Source organism: Planctobacterium sp. AWM4_229, from assembly GCF_056160305.1.
Genome location: NZ_JBSWWX010000005.1, coordinates 458,670 through 477,896, shown reverse-complemented (window position 1 = coordinate 477,896; position 19,227 = coordinate 458,670). Strand labels below are relative to the sequence as shown.

16 protein-coding genes are annotated in these 19,227 nt (G+C 46.3%); 7 read left to right on the top strand and 9 right to left on the bottom strand.

The genetic code is table 11. The features are described 5' to 3' along the window. Positions 1-51 precede the first annotated feature (51 nt). Positions 52-2,571 (top strand): PKD domain-containing protein, encoded by a 2,520-nt coding sequence (locus tag ACXAGP_RS13830; RefSeq protein WP_475262094.1) that lies wholly within the window; start codon positions 52-54, stop codon positions 2,569-2,571. 4 nt (positions 2,572-2,575) lie between these two features. Further along, complete coding sequence (locus ACXAGP_RS13825; RefSeq protein WP_475262092.1) at positions 2,576-3,127, top strand: hypothetical protein; 552 nt, start codon at positions 2,576-2,578, stop codon at positions 3,125-3,127. Here ACXAGP_RS13825 and ACXAGP_RS13820 read toward each other — a convergent pair. Genes ACXAGP_RS13820 through ACXAGP_RS13800 form a run of 5 tightly spaced genes read right to left on the bottom strand, consistent with a single transcriptional unit; the run spans position 3,124 to position 7,719 of the window. Then, positions 3,124-3,876: an SDR family oxidoreductase gene (locus ACXAGP_RS13820; RefSeq protein WP_475262091.1), complete on the bottom strand. Its 753-nt coding sequence runs from the start codon at positions 3,874-3,876 to the stop codon at positions 3,124-3,126. The two genes, ACXAGP_RS13825 and ACXAGP_RS13820, sit on opposite strands and share 4 nt — an antisense overlap. A gap of 15 nt (positions 3,877-3,891) precedes the next feature. Continuing rightward, positions 3,892-4,590, bottom strand: a complete 699-nt coding sequence (locus ACXAGP_RS13815) for a histidine phosphatase family protein (protein ID WP_475262089.1) — start codon at positions 4,588-4,590, stop codon at positions 3,892-3,894. Continuing rightward, positions 4,590-5,681: a phosphotransferase family protein gene (locus ACXAGP_RS13810; protein ID WP_475262088.1), complete on the bottom strand. Its 1,092-nt coding sequence runs from the start codon at positions 5,679-5,681 to the stop codon at positions 4,590-4,592. The genes ACXAGP_RS13815 and ACXAGP_RS13810 overlap by 1 nt, the downstream gene beginning before the upstream one ends. Continuing rightward, positions 5,678-6,490, bottom strand: coding sequence for an SDR family oxidoreductase (locus ACXAGP_RS13805; protein WP_475262087.1), 813 nt, complete (start codon positions 6,488-6,490; stop codon positions 5,678-5,680). Before ACXAGP_RS13805 ends, ACXAGP_RS13810 begins: the two co-directional genes overlap by 4 nt. 8 nt (positions 6,491-6,498) lie before the next feature. Continuing rightward, positions 6,499-7,719 (bottom strand): acyl-CoA dehydrogenase family protein, encoded by a 1,221-nt coding sequence (locus tag ACXAGP_RS13800; RefSeq protein WP_475262086.1) that lies wholly within the window; start codon positions 7,717-7,719, stop codon positions 6,499-6,501. A 140-nt stretch (positions 7,720-7,859) separates the two neighbouring features. Here ACXAGP_RS13800 and ACXAGP_RS13795 point away from each other — a divergent pair, with 140 nt between their 5' ends. The 3 genes from ACXAGP_RS13795 to ACXAGP_RS13785 all read left to right on the top strand — a co-directional run bounded on the left by ACXAGP_RS13795 (position 7,860) and on the right by ACXAGP_RS13785 (position 11,368). Next, the gene (locus ACXAGP_RS13795) at positions 7,860-8,765 is read left to right on the top strand and encodes a LysR family transcriptional regulator (RefSeq protein ID WP_475262085.1); all 906 of its coding nucleotides are present in this window, start codon (positions 7,860-7,862) and stop codon (positions 8,763-8,765) included. Between the two features lie 741 nt (positions 8,766-9,506). Then, positions 9,507-10,844 carry a S8 family serine peptidase gene (locus tag ACXAGP_RS13790; protein ID WP_475262084.1) on the top strand — a complete coding sequence of 446 codons (1,338 nt, stop codon included), beginning with the start codon at positions 9,507-9,509 and terminating at the stop codon, positions 10,842-10,844. A 14-nt stretch (positions 10,845-10,858) separates the two neighbouring features. Continuing rightward, on the top strand, positions 10,859-11,368 hold the full coding sequence (locus ACXAGP_RS13785; protein ID WP_475262083.1) for a protease complex subunit PrcB family protein: 510 nt from the start codon (positions 10,859-10,861) through the stop codon (positions 11,366-11,368). Positions 11,369-11,585: 217 nt separating this feature from the next. On the opposite strand, the gene ACXAGP_RS13780 is transcribed toward ACXAGP_RS13785, so the two are convergent. Next, entirely contained in the window at positions 11,586-12,314 is a 729-nt protein-coding gene (locus ACXAGP_RS13780) for a glutathione peroxidase (RefSeq protein WP_475262082.1), read from the bottom strand. Between the two features lie 144 nt (positions 12,315-12,458). Here ACXAGP_RS13780 and ACXAGP_RS13775 point away from each other — a divergent pair, with 144 nt between their 5' ends. Next, positions 12,459-13,409: an NAD-dependent epimerase/dehydratase family protein gene (locus ACXAGP_RS13775; protein WP_475262081.1), complete on the top strand. Its 951-nt coding sequence runs from the start codon at positions 12,459-12,461 to the stop codon at positions 13,407-13,409. Here ACXAGP_RS13775 and hldE read toward each other — a convergent pair. The 3 genes from hldE to ACXAGP_RS13760 form a co-directional block, all read right to left on the bottom strand. Further along, entirely contained in the window at positions 13,406-14,824 is a 1,419-nt protein-coding gene (gene hldE / locus ACXAGP_RS13770; protein ID WP_475262080.1) for a bifunctional D-glycero-beta-D-manno-heptose-7-phosphate kinase/D-glycero-beta-D-manno-heptose 1-phosphate adenylyltransferase HldE, read from the bottom strand. The two genes, ACXAGP_RS13775 and hldE, sit on opposite strands and share 4 nt — an antisense overlap. Before the next feature lie 72 nt (positions 14,825-14,896). Further along, the gene (locus ACXAGP_RS13765; RefSeq protein WP_475262079.1) at positions 14,897-15,247 is read right to left on the bottom strand and encodes a helix-turn-helix domain-containing protein; all 351 of its coding nucleotides are present in this window, start codon (positions 15,245-15,247) and stop codon (positions 14,897-14,899) included. 103 nt (positions 15,248-15,350) lie between these two features. Next, positions 15,351-16,256 (bottom strand): DUF350 domain-containing protein, encoded by a 906-nt coding sequence (locus ACXAGP_RS13760; protein ID WP_475262078.1) that lies wholly within the window; start codon positions 16,254-16,256, stop codon positions 15,351-15,353. An 82-nt stretch (positions 16,257-16,338) separates the two neighbouring features. Here ACXAGP_RS13760 and glnE point away from each other — a divergent pair, with 82 nt between their 5' ends. Next, positions 16,339-19,206, top strand: coding sequence for a bifunctional [glutamate--ammonia ligase]-adenylyl-L-tyrosine phosphorylase/[glutamate--ammonia-ligase] adenylyltransferase (gene glnE / locus ACXAGP_RS13755; protein ID WP_475262077.1), 2,868 nt, complete (start codon positions 16,339-16,341; stop codon positions 19,204-19,206). Positions 19,207-19,227: the final 21 nt, after the last annotated feature.

The following is a 19,227-nucleotide window of genomic DNA, read 5'->3' as shown; positions in this document are numbered from 1 at the left end:
ACCCTACTACCTATAATGTTTTTATTAGAAAACATATAGGTGTGGAACAAGGTGAAACTGCAATCAAAATTGGCCATAGTACTTGCGGAGCTGTTACTCATAGGCGATGTGTGCGCAACAAACTACGACTATGACGGTGATGGCATAGCCGATGTGGCAGTGCGCAGAGCGGCGACTTCGTACTGGTATGTAAAAAACACCGGTGATGACAATTTTAACTCCGATGCACAAGACGGTATCCAACGGGTGCAATTTGGCCTGCAAAGCACTGACATTCCGGTTCCGGCTGATTATGATGGAGATGGCATTACTGATTTTGCGGTACGCCGTCCCTCAAACTACACCTGGTATGTGGTAAATTCTTCCGGTGACAATACCAACTCCTCAAAAGGAGATGGCATACAACGACAGGTTTTCGGTAAAAGTGAAGAGGATATCCCTGTTCCTGCAGACTATACCGGTGATGGCATTGCAGACTTTGCTGTTTGGCGAGAATCCAATAACACCTTGTATGTGCTTAATTCCGACGATAGCAATTACAACTCCACCCGCGAAGATGGTGTGCAGCGCATTAGTTTGGGCCAGGCAGGTGACGTTCCGGTGGTGGGTGACTTTGATGGTGATGGTATTGCAGACCCTGCCGTCTGGCGCCCTTCAACACTGACATGGTACATCATTAAGAGTACCGATGGTGTAACCGATACCATTGTCTATGGCGAAGATGAGAACGATATACCAGTCCCTGCCGATTATGACGGTGACGGAATAACCGACATTGCTTACCGCCATCCGGCTGATTACACCTGGCACATTCTGCGTTCCAATGACGGCGGTGAAGCCACACGAACCTTTGGCAGAAATGAGAATGATATCCCGGTACCCGCGGATTACGATGGTGATGGCCGCGCCGATGTGGCGGTGCGACGCGCTTCTAATCAATACTTTTACATTCGCAATAGTAGCGACAACGACATTCAACGCATTAACTTTGGTAGACAAGAAGATGATATCCCGGTTAATGCGCCGATTAATGAAGTCATTAAAAAACTAGAAGAGGTGTTGGGTACCGATTCTAGTGACGATGACTCCGATGACGATAGTGGTGATAATGGCGATTCTGGCAACAGCAATAACGCGCCAACAGCCAACGCTGGAGACGATCAAACCGTATTAGTTGGCAGCACGGTATTGTTAGACGGCTCTGCCAGTTCCGATGCCGACAATGATACCTTGAGCTACTCCTGGAGTTTCACATTACGCCCGGTCGATAGCAGTGCATCACTGGATAATGATGCAATCGCTGAACCTTCATTTATTGCCGATGTAAGCGGTGTTTACACCTTGTCACTGGTGGTTAATGATGGCACCACCGACAGTAACACAGATACAGTCACCATTACGGTTCAAGAAGCACAGAGCAATGCACCAGTGGCTGACGCAGGCGACGACCAAACCGGCACAGTTGGCGATACCATAACACTAGACGGTAGTGACAGTTATGATGCCGATGGTGATTCTCTTTCCTACGCCTGGTCATTCGATTCTCGTCCTTCTGGCAGTAGCGCGCAGCTGAGCAGCACCAGCAATGTATCGCCGAGTTTTGAAGCCGATGTTGCAGGAAACTACGTGCTCTCTCTTGTGGTCAATGATGGCTCGCAAGACAGTGACGCAGATTCGGTTACCATCACTGTCGCCGAAGCCAGTAGTAACGTCATTGATATGAGTTTGTTTTCCAATGTCGAAAGTGAACTGGTGGACTGTACACTTGAAGATCAAACTCGCACCACCTGCTATCAAATCACCGTAAGTTCTGCCGACAGTAATTTTGATACCGAAGGCCCTTATTGCCCTGAAACCACCGATGATGTGGGTGGACTAGGTGTCTACGACGGTGATACCGAACCCGGCTTTCAGCAAATGAATGGCACCCTGTTCACCAATATGGAAGCTGACGGCTACGATATCGTGCGTAACAATGGACGAATTCGCATACAGACCAGCATTGGTGCCGGTAAAAACAGCGCTTTCTCCTATTGCCTGGCGATGGAAGAAGCGGACGACTTAACCATGACTTACACCATCCCGGCAGAGCCCGTGTTACTGGACAGCGGCACTAATGAGATATCGTCAATTGAGTGGGTGGGTATTTCACTGGCTGGCGCCCCCATTGTGGGTGAGCCACCTTCCGTTGTGGAAAACCGCGGTAACATTCCATCACTCAGTCCTTGTGGTGGCCATCCTGACCCTTCAGGCTACTACCACTGGCACATGGTGCCACAATCGGTGAATACCGTACTGGAAGCCTATGACATTAACGAAAATACCTGCGTGAATGTGTCACAAGACAACAGTGCACTGCACGGATTCGCCAAAGATGGCTTCCCCATTTATGCCTCACATGACGAAGACGGTGAGTTGCCGGGCGATCTTGATGAATGTAATGGTCACACTAGTACCACGGCAGAATACCCATCTGGTGTTTACCACTACCACGCCTCCCCTGAAACGGCACCTAACATCCCAACTTGTTTGAAAGGCGTTGCCGCCTCTAACAGTTATCAGGTGGAATAAGATAGTGAAGCAAGGAAGCATAAAAACTGCGCTGAACTCCCGTTGGAGTTCACTGGCGGTATTGGGATTATTGTTATTGTTCTGCACGAATGCGACAGCACATAATGCCAATCTTTCTACCTTTCGCTTCGTTCAAGGTGAACAAGGTTGGACGCTGGAGGCCCACGTTGCCAGGCACACGCTTGATTATGGTTTTGCGCAAGCGCATCCTGACAATAGAGCGGCTTCAGCACACTCGCTAAAGCAATGGTTTATTGCTCAGTTACAAAATTCAATAACCATCAGCGATTCGTTAGCTAACCTGGTTCATTTGCAATTGGAAGAGGTTTCAATGGGTGGTCATCAATGTGTGGCTCTTTTTAAGCTCAGTGGCTTAATCCCCTCCCCTGAAGAGTTACATGTGCGTATTGACAGTTTTTCAGATAACCCTGATCACACCAATATTGTGCGAGTGTTTCACCAGTCCGAAAAATTTGATGGCAAGCTCAGAAAAATGAAAAAGGCGCTGAGTCAGCGCAACAGCTACCAGCACGTATTCGTGCTGGCGGAGAATTAACTCATCTTGCGTATTACACTATCTGGTGCGATACGCATAATGCGCTGTAGTATTGCCCAAGGCCATGAAGGCACATAACTGTTCGCTTTTTCTTGATTGATGGCTTTAACCATAGCCCGGCAACCCGTTTCGGTATCCACGATAAAGGGCACCTTCTCCACCTTTTCGTTGATTTCACTGCGAATAAAACCTGGATGTACGCAACTCACTTTGATGGGAGTATTGAGCAAATCCAGCCGGATTCCTTCAGACAAGGAGGTAATAGCGGCTTTAGTCGCGGCATAAACCGTCATGGCACGACGGAAGCCGCGCACCGCACTGATAGAAGATATGGTCACCAGATGGCCACTGTTTTGCTCTCTGAATATTTCTACCGCCGCTTCACATTGCGCGATTGCTGCCACAAAGTTGGTTTCTGCCGTTTGTTTGTTGGCGTAGAAATAACCCGTACCAATGGATGCGCCTTTGCCCATTCCAGCATTCACGATAACGCGATCCAGACTGCCCATGTCAGCTTTGAATGCTTTAAATGTCTCAAATACGGCATCGTGATCGTTCACATCTAACGGACGCAAAAATACCTGAATATCCGGATTAATTTTCAGGAGTTCCATTTTTAACTCTTCCATGCGCTCCACTCGGCGAGCACACAGCGCCAGATTGCAACCCTGTTTGGCAAATTCAACGGCCATGCCTTTGCCCAAGCCGGAACTTGCGCCAGTGATCAGGATGTTTTTTCTATTGTTCATGGATGGTATCTCTTATTATTTGTAGGTGATCATGTGGCGCAGCGCAGACGTCTCAAAATGACTGTGCTCGTTTAGTGTCGACAGGATAACCCGATTCGGGGTTTTTACCACCTTGCTAATGCCGCAATTGGCCAACGTCCAGTTCAGGTTGAGCATCTGTGCATCAGGTAAGTTCAGCAGGTGCTGTGCGATAGCCGAAATGGGCCCACCAGAGGTAAACACCACCAGTTGTTGACTATTTTCGCACTGTGCCAACGCCGATTGCAGTGCATTTTTAACCCGGATTTTAAACTGTGACCAGGTTTCCGGGTAGTCATCGTTGTGCAGCTCGCTTTGCCAGCGAGCAATAGCTTTTGCAAACAAGCTGGCAAATTCTTTTTTGGGATCCTCAGACTGCGCCAGGAATTGGCGAGTACCACTGGCTGTGGCCAGTTGTGGCTCTAGTGCCGCAAGCACCGCCTGATGATCGTATTCGTTCCAGTCTGAGGATTCGATGCATTCTATTTGGGCGAAGTTACCCGCAGCCAACCCCTGATCCCGGGTTTGCTTGTGCCTGAGCATAGTACCACTTAGCACAGAATCGGGTTTTCCGATTCGCCCAAACAAAGCTTTTCCCATTACACCCGCCTGCTGCTCACCCAAGGAAGATAAGGCATCGTAATCTTCTTTGCCGAAACTGGCCTGGCCGTGTCTTATCAGGTAAATGCTGGCCATTAGCGTTTTTGCCTTTTAATGGCTTTTTTACAGCGCCACAATAGATAATGTACGAATATCCAGAATTGTTTATAGGCCGGATTGCGGGTTTGTTTGTGGTGATAGCGATAATAGATTTGCTGCACTATGCCCGCCAGGCGAAACAAACCATACACCTCGTAAAAGATGAAATCGTCGATTTCGATTTCCATTTTCTGGCAGTAATAGCTCACCACTTCATCGCGACTTAGCATGCCAGCTAAATGGGTGGGTTGACGGCGAGTTTGCTGCGCCAGAAAGTCATCATCTTCCTGCACCCAATATGCCAGTGTATTGCCTAAATCCATCAGAGGGTCGCCCAAGGTAGCTAACTCCCAGTCAAGCACGCCCAGAATGTTGGTTGGGTCGTTTTCGTCTAATACTACGTTGTCAAAACGAAAGTCATTGTGGGTGATACAGATGTGCTCTTTTTCCGGCATGTTGTCCTTAAGCCACTGCATGACAAATTTTCCCGAAGGCACATTCCAGGTTTTTGCCTTTTTATAGCGATGGCTCCAACCTTCGATCTGTCGTTGCGTATATCCTGCCCCTTTACCTAAATGCTCCAGGTCCGCGGCTTTGTAGTCCACCTTGTGTAATTCAATCATGCAGTCCAGTACGTTCTTGCACAGGGTTTGCGTGGTGGCTGCGTCGAGATTCAGGCCTCGAGGCAAATTCTTACGAGGGATAATTCCGGTGAGTTTTTCCATGACGTAAAAATCAGTGCCAATGACTTCTTCGTCTTCGCAGTAACCCAACATCTCGGGAACATAGTGATAAACTGGCTTTAACGCTTTTTGCAGGCGATATTCACGCCCCATATCATGAGCACCTTTAGCCTTGGTGCCCGCCGGAGCACGGCGCAAAATAAGTTCGCGGTTGTCATAGCTCAAACAATAGGTCCAGTTGGATGCACCACCGGAATATTGAGTGATACCCGGCGTGCCTTGCAGCCCATCGATGTGGGCTTTAAGCCAGGCATCCACTCTAGCTACATCGAGTTCTTCACCCGGTCGTACTTCATTGGCTTTATCCAACAAAGACGCCGCCGTTGACGCTGTGTTACTTGTCATTTTTTTTGCCCTGCAGTACGTCGGAATTTTTGCGTGCCTTTGGCCATCATTTTCAGGTAATAGCCTGGAAACAGACGCTTCAATAAATTAGCCTTGCGCCCTTCTGGATGAGTCAAAATCATAAACTGTTGTTTTTGTACCGCCTTGAAAGCCGCGTCTGCCACATCATCGGCGCTGATATTAGAGCGGTCCAACAATTTAGTCACTACGGCTTTCATGGCTGGATTACCGCTGCGCACCGACTCATCTAAATTGGTTTTGAAAAAGCCGGGGCAAAGTACACTGACACCAATGTTATCGTCTGCCAGTTCCAGGCGCATGGTTTCCGAAAAACTCACCATGGCAGCTTTGCTGGCGGCGTAGGAGCCTAGCAAAGGTACAGTGGTAATACCTGCCTGAGAGGCTACATTCAAAATGTAGCCCTGACTTTCCTGTAACAAGGGCACAAAGCTTTGCAGCATTCGTACCGCTCCAAATACGTTGATGTCCATCACCCACTGCCATTGCTCTATGCTTTCCTCGTGCAATGCACCTGCGGTCGCAACACCGGCATTATTGACTACCAGATCCAGCCCACCAAACTGCGTAACGATGGCCTGTTTGGCACTGTCAATATCAGATTCTGAGGTGATATCGCAATGCTGATAAAAGGCTTTAACCCCAATAGTTTGTAATTCAGCGACCACGGCTTCACCACGCTCCTGATGAATATCGGCAACACAAATATTGGCTCCTGCGTTGGCCCAGCGCAGTGCAATGGCCCTACCCAAACCGGATGCGGCCCCGGTGACTAAAACACGTTTTTGCATGTTAACCCCTACTTATACTTTGCCAACTCCAGACGAGACACCATGCCCATGTGGACTTCATCGGGGCCGTCAGCCAGGCGTAAACTGCGCGCCATTACCGAGAAACCGTACAATGGTGTATCACCAGAAACCCCCATCCCGCCGTGCATTTGGATGGCCATATCCACAACCGTTTGCAACATATTGGGCACCACCACTTTAATGGCAGAGATTTCGGTCATGGCTTTTTTAACACCCAGATTATCAATTTTCCAGGCAGCGTTAAGGGTTAATAATCGCGCTTGTTCTATCAGCATCCTGGCCTGAGCCACACGCTCCAGATTACCACCCAATTTGATTAACGGTTTGCCAAAAGCTTCGCGACTGGCACCGCGTTTTATCATCAGCTCCAGCGAGCGCTCTGCAGCTCCAATAGCGCGCATACAATGATGAATACGCCCCGGCCCCAATCGTCCTTGCGCAATGGCAAAACCTTTACCTAAGCCCATGATGATATTGGCTTTAGGCACTCGCACATCCGTAAAAGACATCTCGCCATGACCATAAGGAGCGTCGTAATCCCCACAAGCCGTTAACATACGTTCTATTTTTACTCCCGGCGCATCCAGGGGCACTAAAACCATGCTGTGTTGGCTGTGCTTTTCAGCACTCGCATCTGTCAGTCCCATCACGATAGCGATTTTTGCATCCGGATGACCAAGTCCTGTGGTCCACCATTTTCGACCGTTGATCACCACTTCATCGCCGTCTTGGGTAATACTGGCTTGCATATTTGTGGCGTCGGAAGAAGCCACATCCGGCTCCGTCATACCGAATACCGAGCGGATTTCGGCAGCTAATAAAGGCGTTAACCATTGGGCTTTTTGGGCCGCACTGCCAAAGTGATAGAGCACTTCCATATTGCCGGTATCAGGTGCATTGCAGTTAAAAATCTCTGCACCGAATAAACACTTGCCCATCTCTTCTGCCAGCGGAGCATAATCAACACAGCTCAAACCTTGTCCCAGTTCAGCATCAGGCAAAAACAGATTCCACAGACCTTGTTCTTTGGCTTTTTGTTTGAGTGCCTTAATCTCACCGGGCACCTGCCAGCGTGTCCAATCGCCGTGGCCATTGATTTCATGGTTTTCACGCATAATTTGCGCTTCCACTGGAAAGACATGCTCCTGCATAAAAGCACGCACACGTTCTAAATATTGCTGACAAAGTTCACTGTGTTCAAAGTTCATGATGATTACCCGATTAAGCATTTGATAAGGCCAGTGTATACAGCTCAAAAAATTGAATGAAGTGAATATTTTTAAGCTCTCACTATGAATATTATTCACAACACTTATACTCAATTTGAACTAAATCACTTTGGATTTGTATGTCAGACAAACGCATTCATAAGCTAGACCTTAATCTTCTGCGCATCTTTGAAGCCATGTATTTCGAGCGCAATATGACCCGCACAGCAGAAACCTTATATCTGACGCCTTCTGCGGTAAGCCATGCCATGAAACGCTTGCGTGAAGCTTTGCAGGACCCCTTATTTGAGCGCCAGGGCAGTAAAATGGAGCCTACTTCGGCCTGCCTGAGAATCGCCCCGCAAATTCTGGAAAACCTGAATAGCCTGAGAAAATCATTACAACAGTTCAGCGCTTTTGACCCTTACAAGGCGGAGCAACAGTTTACTTTGGCAGTGCACGATGCGCTTGAGCCATTGTACGTTCCTGCCTTGTTTCAGTTATTGGCTGAAACCTCAGAGGGGTTGGGTTTGTCTTGTATCAAGCTTGAGCGACAGCAACTGCAGCGTCAACTGGGCAGTGGCCAGGCAGATTTGGCAATAGATGTGGCCATGCCACTGCAACGCCCTATTAACCACTGTCGACTGGCGTCAGACCGATTTGTGATTTTGATGAAAAAAAGCAGTCAGTTTAATGGGCAGCTTACACGCCAAGACTACACCACTGCGCGGCACCTGACTGTTTCGAATCGCCCTACCGGACGGGTAATTGAAGATATTACCCTACAACAACAAAGTATTAACCGTAAAATTGCTATCCGCTGCCAGAGCTATCACACTGCGAAGGCGATTTTGAAAGACCAGGATTTTTTATTAACGGTACCGGAACTCATCGGGCGCTCGTTACTGGACGAAGAACTGCAGATTCAGGCCATGCCCTTTGATGTGCCGAACATCGACATACATCTTTACTGGCACGAAAACGCGGCAAACGACAGCGCTATTAACTGGTTAAAAGATAAAATAATCGGATTGAGTAGTAGTTGATATTTAATTTAAAGCCGACAACTTTAATTACCTCCCAAAAGCGATTGGAGAATGACTGCTTTGATGGCTCACTGAGTAACCAATTATGACCAAGAAAAATGGACCTTCAGGCAGCATTACAATGTATATGTTTCTTAATACCAAAATGACAGGCCGTAAGTAATGACTTCCTTTGCTCTGAAAATGAACGAAAGAATACTACTGCATACTTGTAAATACTCTAATTCACCAGTCCCACAATTGATTGCATATTAATGTAAATATAAATCACAAAAAGTAATATCAGTGAAACATTTACAGCACAAAATGGTTAAAATTAAACACCAATAGTGTAATGTAATCATGTGTAGGACAAAATATTTAAAGTTGATGAGTTTGGTTTTACTGTGGACTTTGAGTGGGACAACGTTAGCATCAAATGCTATTGATGATATTTTACAGTCCGGACTAGTCGATGACGCTTTAAAAGAATATCTACTTAGAAATACTCTCAAGAAGGACGAAACTATCGATGTGTTAGTTGGCATCGAGATAGATAATGACGAACCAAGCTTCACAGATACAACTGAAGAATACGAATTATAAAATCATGTAGTCAAATACAAGGTAAAGCGCAACAACAAATACCTTAGCGAAAATGAAATAAACGACTACCTGGTCAGCAAAAACCAATCAAGAAAGCTTGTTCGGGAAAAAAGATTAAAACGACTGCAATCCACTGCCGATAGATTCAACCAAAAAATGAACTGGTTGCACGATGAAACCATCAACCAACAAATAAGCGAAGGTAAAAGAACCCTTCAACTCTCTCTAACAACCAAAGAAATAAGTAAAATCTTACAAAAAGCAGATAGTTATCTGCTGGGTATAGAATTGTATGCTCAAAACCGGGACACCATAGCCAGTGCTATGACTTCGACGGACACTATAAATGCCTACGACACCAATGCTTATCCGAATGCACTTGGTCAAAATGTCGGAGTGTATATGACCGAGTCAGGTTGTGCAGAAGAAGGTTTTAACAACAACTTTTTGCAAGGGTATTCTCGGCTCTCCGGAAATCGCACTGATCATGCAGAGAACGTTGCTTCTATATTCCGGCATGTTTCACAACATAGCTATTTGTATTGCAGGGGCAGCGCTGTTCTGCCATTTCACTCAGATCTGGATGGCGTGGGCGGAAACCCTCACATATATGTGGCCACCAGATCCAATGGTGTATCGGGAAGCTTCTCATACTCACTACTAGACAGAGACTGGGACAATTTGGTATTTGAAGACAATGTAATAACTTTTCTTTCTGCAGGTAATGAAGGTTTGGGGACAGATGAAGTTTTATCACCTGCAAAAGCGTACAACGTAATTACGGTCGGAAACTACGATGACAGCAACGATATTATCGCCGCCAACTCAAGTGCTGGAAATTCCATATTAGGAAATCAAAAAACCGAAGTGGCCACTCCAGGAGTCAGTATTTCTGCTGGAGGACACACTCTCTCTGGCACTTCAATGGCGGCACCACATGTAGCAGGTATGACCGCAAACTTGCTTTCTTATATCAATAAGCTTTCGAGTATTAAGCCAGCAATGTATAAATCCTGGATTTTATCTGGTGCGACGAAAATTATTGGAGGGGGCTACAATGCAACGGGTGTAGGGGGGATTGATTTTGTCGATACAATCAACGATGTTGACTTAGGAACAGCAAGCTATCCTTCATCACACTTTCCTCGAAACGGTACTTTCAGTTTGCCTCAAACTATTAAAAATACCACTCCCAAAAATAACAGAAGGGCGGTAAGAGTCTCAGTAGTAGTTTCATGGCTCAATGATGGCGACCATGCCTATGCAAATAGAAACAATGGCAACGCACTTGGAAAAGATTTTGATGTTTTTATTTACAAAGGAACAAGTGTGGAACATAACAGTCAAGATAGGCTCAATTCATTCGAATCGATTCAATTCACTATTCCTGCCACTTCAAGCAACAGCTATCGCGTAGAATTAAGAGCTATTTCTGATAGTGATGTGAATACAACAGTTGATATCGGCTACGCAATCAACTACGAAACATTGTAAGGAATGAGTGCGGTATGAAAATCATGAAGACTGGCTCACTATATTTTGGTTTATTTTTACTTTCTGCTTGTAGCAGTGACATTGAACTCAATGAGCCGCTACCTCCTACAGGAGATAATTCTCAAACGGAGGCTGTCGTTTTCAATAATATTCACTGTCCGGAGGTGGCCTCTCAATCAGGAATTGAAGAGACTAGCGAGACAATAATACAAGACCAAAATAACTTTTTACACTACCTTGAAATTTCTGATTTGGACAATGAAGAAGACACACCTGAGATCAATTTTGAAATTGAAACTGTGATCGCATTAAATATGGGGAGCCAGCCTACATACGGATACCAAATTGATGTATCAGAAGTATTTAGTTCAAGTGATAATACCATCGTATCAGTGAGAACGGTCTCACCATCTGAGGGTTGTGCCGTAGATACTGCCATTACCTACCCCTATTGCATTATCAGCATTCCCAAAACCGAGAACAACATCGTATTTGAATACAGTGAAATAGCTGAATGTAATTAGCCTTATGAAAACTATGTTGTCGCGAGAGCTGCTGCAAGACATTTTATATTAAATATTAAGCAAACCTATGGTTTTTACATCAAAGAAATATTAAGCAATATGTTCTGGTCCCAAGGTTCAAAAGGAGGCTTAAATCCACTCAAGGGCACTATGAAGAGCTAGCAAAAGGGCACAACCTGAGTTGTGCCCCCCCAATTCAATGATTGATTAATGCGACTTAGCTGAAATACGCCGCTAAGTCATCACTGCCACCAATATGCTTCCCATCGATAAACACTTGGGGTACTGTTTCGCGGCCTGAAATGGCTTTCAAAGAAGTCAAAGAGGCGTTCTGACCTAGCACGATTTCTTCATAACTAAAGCCTTTTTCAGTTAATAACGCTTTTGCCTTTGCACAATAAGGGCAGCCAGGTTTAGTGATGATGGACACCGGCAAAGATACCGCCGCTTCCGGATTAATGTGCTTCAGCATAGTATCAGCATCCGACACTTCAAACGGGTCGCCTGGCACATTTGGCTCAATAAACATCTTTTCTACAACACCGTCTTTTACCAGCATCGAGTAACGCCAGCTGCGCTTGCCAAACCCTAAGTCAGCTTTGTCCACCAGCATTCCCATGCCGTCGGTAAACTCACCGTTGCCATCGGGGATCAGGGTAACATTGTCGGATTCCTGATCCTTGGCCCAGGCATTCATAACAAACGTATCATTTACCGACAAACAAACGATCTCATCAACACCATTGGCTTTAAACGTCTCAGCCAACTCGTTGTAACGCGGTAAGTGAGTAGATGAACAAGTGGGCGTAAAGGCTCCCGGCAGTGAAAATACCACGACGGTTTTGCCACTGAAAATATCATCACTGCTGCGCTCAACCCATTCGTCATTTTGACGCATTTTAAAAGTAACTTGTGGTACCTTTTGACCTTCTCTATTCTCTAACATGAAGTGCTCCTTTGATTTGTAAGATATACAACGCACTGGTTTGCGTCTCAACTGGATACAATAATAGTCACCTGGTGATTTAATTCCAGTGATTAGAATCTATCCACCTAATCGTTTTTAACTATTCAACACAAGGATATGGATATGACTGCACTGGTAATTGGTTGTGATGAGTTTCTGGGAGCAGAGTTAACTCAACAACTGCTGTTCGCCGGGGAGACCGTTACTGGCCTGTCTTTGTTTCCGTGGGAGCAAAGTGAAAAACGCACAGCTCGTCTGCAAACCATTGAGCAAAACAGCAATGCCAGACACTTTATCTACGGTGGTAACTTAGGGAGTTTGAGTGATGATATCGAAACCCGGCTTGCCAGAGTACAGAAGGTTTACTTCTTACCGGAATTTAATGCCGAGATTGAGCACCAGGAATTTATCTTACACCTGACACTTAAGGTATTGAATCTGTGTGACATGATCCGCCCGGCTCACTTAGTATTTGGCTCTCACTATTGTATTTACCGTCCTTCAAGTGAACCAATCTGTGCCGACCATACAGCAACGGATCATCCGGAAAACATTTCAGCGGCCATTGTAAAAGCGATTGAGTCGTTATTGCATGGCTTTTGTGCGCAAAAGCAGTTGCCCACCACTGTGATGCGCATATTTGAATTATATGGTGCTGAGGCATCAGAGTTGAATCTGGTACAACAACTCAAAAACAAAATTGAGGCTGGAGAGTCCTGTAATCTGAAAGAGCTACAAAACCATTGGCTGGATTATGTATTTGTCAAAGATGCTGCCAAAATCTTAAACAGAGCCATGGAGCACAACGCTCGCCCAACTAAAAGCTGGCAACCCCAGCCAGGGTCACTGAGTTCCAGCTCTTCCCCCTGGCACATTTACGATCTGGGTACGGGTCAAGCTACCTCGATGAAGACGCTAACAACCATGATCGCACAAACCTTGGGGCACCCTGCGCAAACCATCAACCATTACAACTACCTAAATAGCGGCTGGGTTGCTGACACTGCACCACTAAAAATGCACATGGGGTTGCAGGCTCGCACCCCACTTGCAAACGGATTAAAGGAACTTTAACGCTCTTTGATGCGATTGATAATTTGGGTGGTAGACACGCCATCTTCAAAATTGAGGACTTTGACTTCACCGCCATTGGCAATAACCTGTTTGCCACCCGCAATATCCTCAGGACGATAATCGCCCCCCTTGACCAAAACATCAGGTAATAATTCACTGATCAAGCGCTCTGGCGTCGCTTCGGTAAACTCCACCACCCAGTCTGTTGACGCCAATGCCGCCAGCACCGACATGCGGCGTTCGACGTTATTCACGGGGCGTCCTTCTCCTTTTAACTGTTTTACCGAAGCGTCACTATTGACTGCAACAATTAATCGGTCACCCAAGGCTGCAGCATTTTCCAGATAAGACACATGGCCGGCGTGCAATATGTCAAAGCAACCATTGGTCATCACCAGCCGCTCACCTCGGCTTTTTGCTTCTTGCACAACTATCTTTAACTGAGCTTGTGACATTACACCCGTACCAACGGCCTGGTCTTTGCGCACGGCTTGCCTTAATTCTTCTACATTGACCGTGGACGTGCCTAATTTAGCCACCACCACTCCGGCCGCTGCGTTCGCCAATATACAGGCATCTCTGGCAGTGCAGCCTGCCCCTAATGCTGCTGCCAACGTCGCTACCACCGTATCTCCAGCACCAGTAACATCATACACTTCATGGGCTTTAGCTGGCAGATGGAACTCGGTTTTGCCTCGCTCGATGAGTGTCATCCCCTGCTCAGAGCGGGTCACCAATAAGGCTTGCAACTGTAAATCCTCAATGAGTTTTTGGCCGCGTTCGATGATCTCTTGTTCCGACTGACACTCACCCACGATAGCTTGAAACTCTGACATATTGGGTGTTAATAATGTGGCGCCGCGATACTTGCCAAAATCACTACCTTTGGGATCAACGATAACGGGTTTATTGGCTTTTCTGGCTGCCTGAATTAACTGCTGTGGATCACTCAAACAACCTTTTGCATAATCGGACAACACCACTGCGCTGCATGCCTGCAAGCGTTGCTCAAAAGCGGCTTGCAATGCCGATTTGTCCACCTCGTGAAAACTCTTTTCAAAATCCAATCGAATTAATTGTTGATTGCGACTAAGCACCCGCAACTTGGTAATGGTATCTTTACCGTCGATGGCCTGAAAAGAACAATCTACCCCTACTGAATGCAGCGCAGTTTTTAGTGTTTCATGGGCCTCATCATTACCGCATAAACCTAACAAAGCCGTGTTCGCTCCCAATGCTGCCATATTCAATGCGACGTTCGCCGCACCACCGGGACGCTCTTCAATACCGTCAATTCTGACAACGGGCACCGGGGCTTCTGGCGAGATTCGACTGGTTGGCCCCACCCAATAACGGTCTAACATCAGGTCGCCAAGAATTAAAATGGATGAGTGACTAAAATCTGGAATTTGCATCAATGAACTTACAATTAACTGGAAAACGTCTGTAGTTTAGTGGATTAGCGCACCAATACCAATGCTTGCCTTTCAGGAAGCGTTGCGTTGCTCGTCAGATATGCTGTTTCGCAATTGAATTTTTTGCGGGCGAGCCAGATCATCCAGCATAACTTTGTTACCTCGATAAGTGTGTTTAAGTGTTTTTTGCACCCACAGAGGTAAATCAGCGCTGAGTTGATAACAATGAAACAACTGCTTCTGACGGAACACCACCAGCTGATTCTTACTCAGTAGCGCCATGTGGCGACGTATTTGGTTGTCGGTGCTATTCAGTACACGGGCAATTTCCGTAGTGCACAATTCCCCTTCTTGCCAAAGTAACAACACTACCCGCAACCGAATTGGGTCGGCCAAACATCGGAATAACTGTTCAGTTTTCATGACCCTGAAAAACTTAATCACACTTGGATAAGAATTTTGACCCCAAAATATTAATACTGCGTGACAATTTAAAGACAATTTATGACAGGTATCGCGTTAAACTTTAATTGATCAACCCCAATAATATCAGTGCGATCCCCACACTTAGTGACAACTCAATGCTAGCAACACCAATATTGTGTTGTTGATCTATCTCTTGCACCAAATTCACATTAGACAAAATAAACAATCGCGCAACGGTGACCAGGGCGGTCAATATCAGCGTTATAGTTAAGCCGACAATTAGCCAGCCTGTTAAGTTACTGACGTAGCCAGAAGGGTTATACTCCAGCAGGCTACTGGCGACCGTCACAGCTAAAGCCGTTCCCAATAAATGCCCGGAATGCTGAATGGCGAGCGCCAACTGCCCTTTGGTTAGGGACGCTTGCAGTGAACCACTGCGGTTATTTTCTCTAAAGCGTCGCTCGTAGATTCGGGTCATGGCCAGCAAAATAGTTTGTGACACCAAAAAACCGGAAAAAATCGCGATAAAAGCATCGGCGTCAAAGCCACTTACCCAGATTAATACACTTTTGATGATAATTGCGGTGGCTATGGAGCTAGAGGCATCCACCAGCGCGATTGAGGTGTTGCGATCTTTAATGTGAAAATCTTTATCCAGACGGTTTAGCACTATTTTATCGTGAGCATAGCGACCTATTTTGATCAACAAAATCCCCACGGTTCCAAACACTAACATGGTGACAATGGAACTCTCAATATTGCCCTTGCTGGAAGTTTCTACCGCACCGGACAATACAATCGCCAATGCCATCATGCGTCCGGCAACACTGATCCCATAGGCGTAATTATCATGATTGGCTCGACCTCTGTTATCCGTACCGCCCTTCAATAACCGTCCGGAAATCCAGCGCAACATGGTTAGTAGCAAAATGGCGATGACCATATCGGCCACAAGAAACATCCACAAGTCTGGGGATACCGGGATAAGATTAACCAATGCAGACATAAATAATCGGTTACTTTCGCAATTTTAACTAAAGTTATAGTACATTAAGCTACATTAAATCAAAGCTTTATCTATCTTTGCTATGAGTAATCCGATCACTAGCCTGCTACCGGGCCAACTCCATAAAACAGGCGAGGCTCATGTTGAAATGCTCATTGAGCAACATGGTGAACAAGTCTGGCAAAGCTTGTCAGAATCTTGCCAAAAGAAACTCCAATGTGTATTCGCCCTGAGCGACTTTGTTGCCAGGCACCTCATTCATCACCCCCAATGGATTCAGGCCTGCCTCGATGCGGATTTGTCGCTGGATTTCTACAATGAACTGGAAGAGCAGTTACAAGATGTGACAGACGAAGCCACATTGCATAAAAGACTGCGCCATTTTCGCCACAAAGCGATGGTGAGTATCGCCATTGCCGATGTATTGAATTTGCAGTCGATTGAAAGCTCACTTAACCAGGTTTCCCGCCTGGCAGATGCGTTGATCATGCAAGCTTATCAATGGCTATATCGCCATTTTTGCACCAAGTACGCCACGCCTATGCGCAATGGTAAAGCACTACCAATGTTGATTTTAGGCATGGGTAAACTGGGTGGCAAAGAACTCAACTTTTCATCTGATATTGATTTGATATTTGCCTACCCGGAAAATGGCGAACTGCACTATCGCAATAAAAGTATGGAGTTCCAGCAATTTTTTACCAAGCTGGCACAAAAGCTTATCGCTGCATTACATCAAACCAGCGTTGATGGGCAGGTTTTTCGGGTAGACATGCGCCTGAGACCTTTCGGTGAAAGTGGACCACTGGTAGCCAGCTTCGGTGCACTGGAAACCTATTACGAACAACAAGGGCGGGAGTGGGAACGCTATGCCATGGTAAAAGGCAGAGTGTTAAATCCCAAATGCGAATTCAGCGAAGAGTTGCAAACCATATTGCGGCCATTTGTTTATCGTCGCTATATTGACTTTAGTGTGCTGGAGTCTTTGCGCAAAATGAAACAACTGATCCGCCAGGAAGTGCGTCGGCGCAATCTCACCACCAATATCAAACTGGGCAGTGGCGGCATTCGAGAAATTGAATTTATCGTGCAAAGCATTCAGCTAACTCGCGGTGGCAGGGAGCCAGCACTGCAGGAAAGACATTTGCTGTCCCTGCTAAACACCTTCCTGGTGCAGCAAACCTTGCCACAGCAAGATGTTGAGATACTGCAATCTGCCTATCTATTTTTGCGCAAACTAGAGCATTGCCTGCAACAGTTTGACGATCAACAGACCCAGGAACTACCAGATGATGAATTGAGCCGGGCCAGGTTAGCCTGGATTATGGGTTGTGAGAATTGGCTAACCTTGGTCACTAAAATTAATCACATTATGGCAAGTGTGGCTGAACAGTTCGATGCACAAATAGGCGACAGTCCAGAAGATGAAGAAGAACAACAAACACCGTTAAACGATTTGTGGCACCTGGATCTGGCACAGGATGAAGCACTGCGACTTCTGTCTGAATTAGGCGACATTGCCGAAACCGAAAAACTCTACCAACAAATTCTCTTTTACAAACAAGAATTCTTAAAAAAACCCATCGGCGCGCGCGGCAGGGAATCACTGGATTTGTTGATGCCCAGATTGTTGAACGCTTGTCTGAAACACTGTAGCCACTCAGACACTGACAATGCCAACCTCATTGACCGGGTATTGCAAATAATCAGCGCCATCCTGAAACGAACCGCCTACCTGGAACTGTTGTTAGAAAACGAAGGCGCTATGATGCAACTCATTCGCCTCAGCAGTAAAAGTGAATGGGTGGCAGAGCAACTGCATCGCTTTCCCTTATTGCTGGATGAATTGTTAAATCCTCAAGCGTTGTACAACCCCACCCCATTAGCTCAATATCCAGATCTGTTGCGTCAGTCGCTGCTGCGCATTCCAGAGGAAGACCTGGAGCAGCAAATGGAAGCCCTGCGCCAATTCAAGTTGAGTCACCAATTGCGCATCGCCGCTGCTGATTTGCAAGACACCTTACCGGTAATGAAGGTCAGTGATCATCTGACTTGTCTTGCCGAAACTATCATCGCCGAGGTATTGAATTCCGCATGGCATCAAATGACCGAGAAATATGGTTACCCCGAATGTGCCAATGATGATCACAGACGCTTTCTGGTGGTGGGTTACGGCAAGTTGGGCGGTATTGAATTGGGCTATAGTTCAGACTTGGATCTGGTTTTTCTGCACGATTGTAATAGTACTCAAGACACCAGTGGTCCCAAACAAATCGATTCTCGCCAATTTTATGCCAAGTTAGCGCAGCGCATTATGCACCTGTTTAACACTAAAACGGCATCAGGCGAACTATATGAAGTGGACATGCGTTTGCGTCCATCTGGTAATTCAGGCTTGTTGGTTTCCAATATTGAAAGTTTCCTGCAATACCAGTTAGAAGAAGCCTGGACGTGGGAACATCAAGCACTGGTGCGCAGCCGGGCAATAGCCGGAGACGAAGCATTAAAGTCGCGTTTCAATGCCATCAGACACCAAATATTGCGCCTGCCAAGAGAAGAGTCTGAATTGCTGAAAGACGTAGCACAAATGCGCCATAAAATGCGGGAACACCTGGATAAAAGCTCCGCTCAAATGGTAGATATTAAACAAGGTCAGGGCACCATTGCCGATATCGAGTTTTTGACTCAATATTGGACCTTATTACACGCCTGTCGCTTCAAGCAGATAGCGGTTTGGTCCGACAACGTGCGCATTATCGAGGCATTGAACAGTTGTGAAGTTATTGACAAAAGCTGGTGTCAGAAGCTCACAGACGCTTATCTTGCGCTGCGCAACCTTGCCCACCAAAAAGCGCTTGAAGGCCGGGAAAATTTGCTCAGCGCAGATCAGTTAAAAGAACACAGAGTCAATGTTATCAACATCTGGAACCGGGTGTTTAAAGACGCATAGGAAAGACGGGGGTTAGCGCGG

Bases quoted from the DNA above. Each gene is read 5' to 3' on its own strand.
- ACXAGP_RS13805 (WP_475262087.1), bottom strand. From the start codon at position 6,490: ATGCAAAAACGTGTTTTAGTCACCGGGGCCGCATCCGGTTTGGGTAGG.
- ACXAGP_RS13775 (WP_475262081.1), top strand. From the start codon at position 12,459: ATGACTGCACTGGTAATTGGTTGTGATGAGTTTCTGGGAGCAGAGTTA.
- ACXAGP_RS13790 (WP_475262084.1), top strand. From the start codon at position 9,507: ATGAACTGGTTGCACGATGAAACCATCAACCAACAAATAAGCGAAGGT.
- ACXAGP_RS13795 (WP_475262085.1), top strand. From the start codon at position 7,860: ATGTCAGACAAACGCATTCATAAGCTAGACCTTAATCTTCTGCGCATC.
- ACXAGP_RS13780 (WP_475262082.1), bottom strand. From the start codon at position 12,314: ATGTTAGAGAATAGAGAAGGTCAAAAGGTACCACAAGTTACTTTTAAA.
- ACXAGP_RS13760 (WP_475262078.1), bottom strand. From the start codon at position 16,256: ATGTCTGCATTGGTTAATCTTATCCCGGTATCCCCAGACTTGTGGATG.
- ACXAGP_RS13820 (WP_475262091.1), bottom strand. From the start codon at position 3,876: ATGAACAATAGAAAAAACATCCTGATCACTGGCGCAAGTTCCGGCTTG.
- glnE (WP_475262077.1), top strand. From the start codon at position 16,339: ATGAGTAATCCGATCACTAGCCTGCTACCGGGCCAACTCCATAAAACA.
- ACXAGP_RS13800 (WP_475262086.1), bottom strand. From the start codon at position 7,719: ATGAACTTTGAACACAGTGAACTTTGTCAGCAATATTTAGAACGTGTG.
- hldE (WP_475262080.1), bottom strand. From the start codon at position 14,824: ATGCAAATTCCAGATTTTAGTCACTCATCCATTTTAATTCTTGGCGAC.
- ACXAGP_RS13810 (WP_475262088.1), bottom strand. From the start codon at position 5,681: ATGACAAGTAACACAGCGTCAACGGCGGCGTCTTTGTTGGATAAAGCC.
- ACXAGP_RS13815 (WP_475262089.1), bottom strand. From the start codon at position 4,590: ATGGCCAGCATTTACCTGATAAGACACGGCCAGGCCAGTTTCGGCAAA.
- ACXAGP_RS13765 (WP_475262079.1), bottom strand. From the start codon at position 15,247: ATGAAAACTGAACAGTTATTCCGATGTTTGGCCGACCCAATTCGGTTG.
- ACXAGP_RS13785 (WP_475262083.1), top strand. From the start codon at position 10,859: ATGAAAATCATGAAGACTGGCTCACTATATTTTGGTTTATTTTTACTT.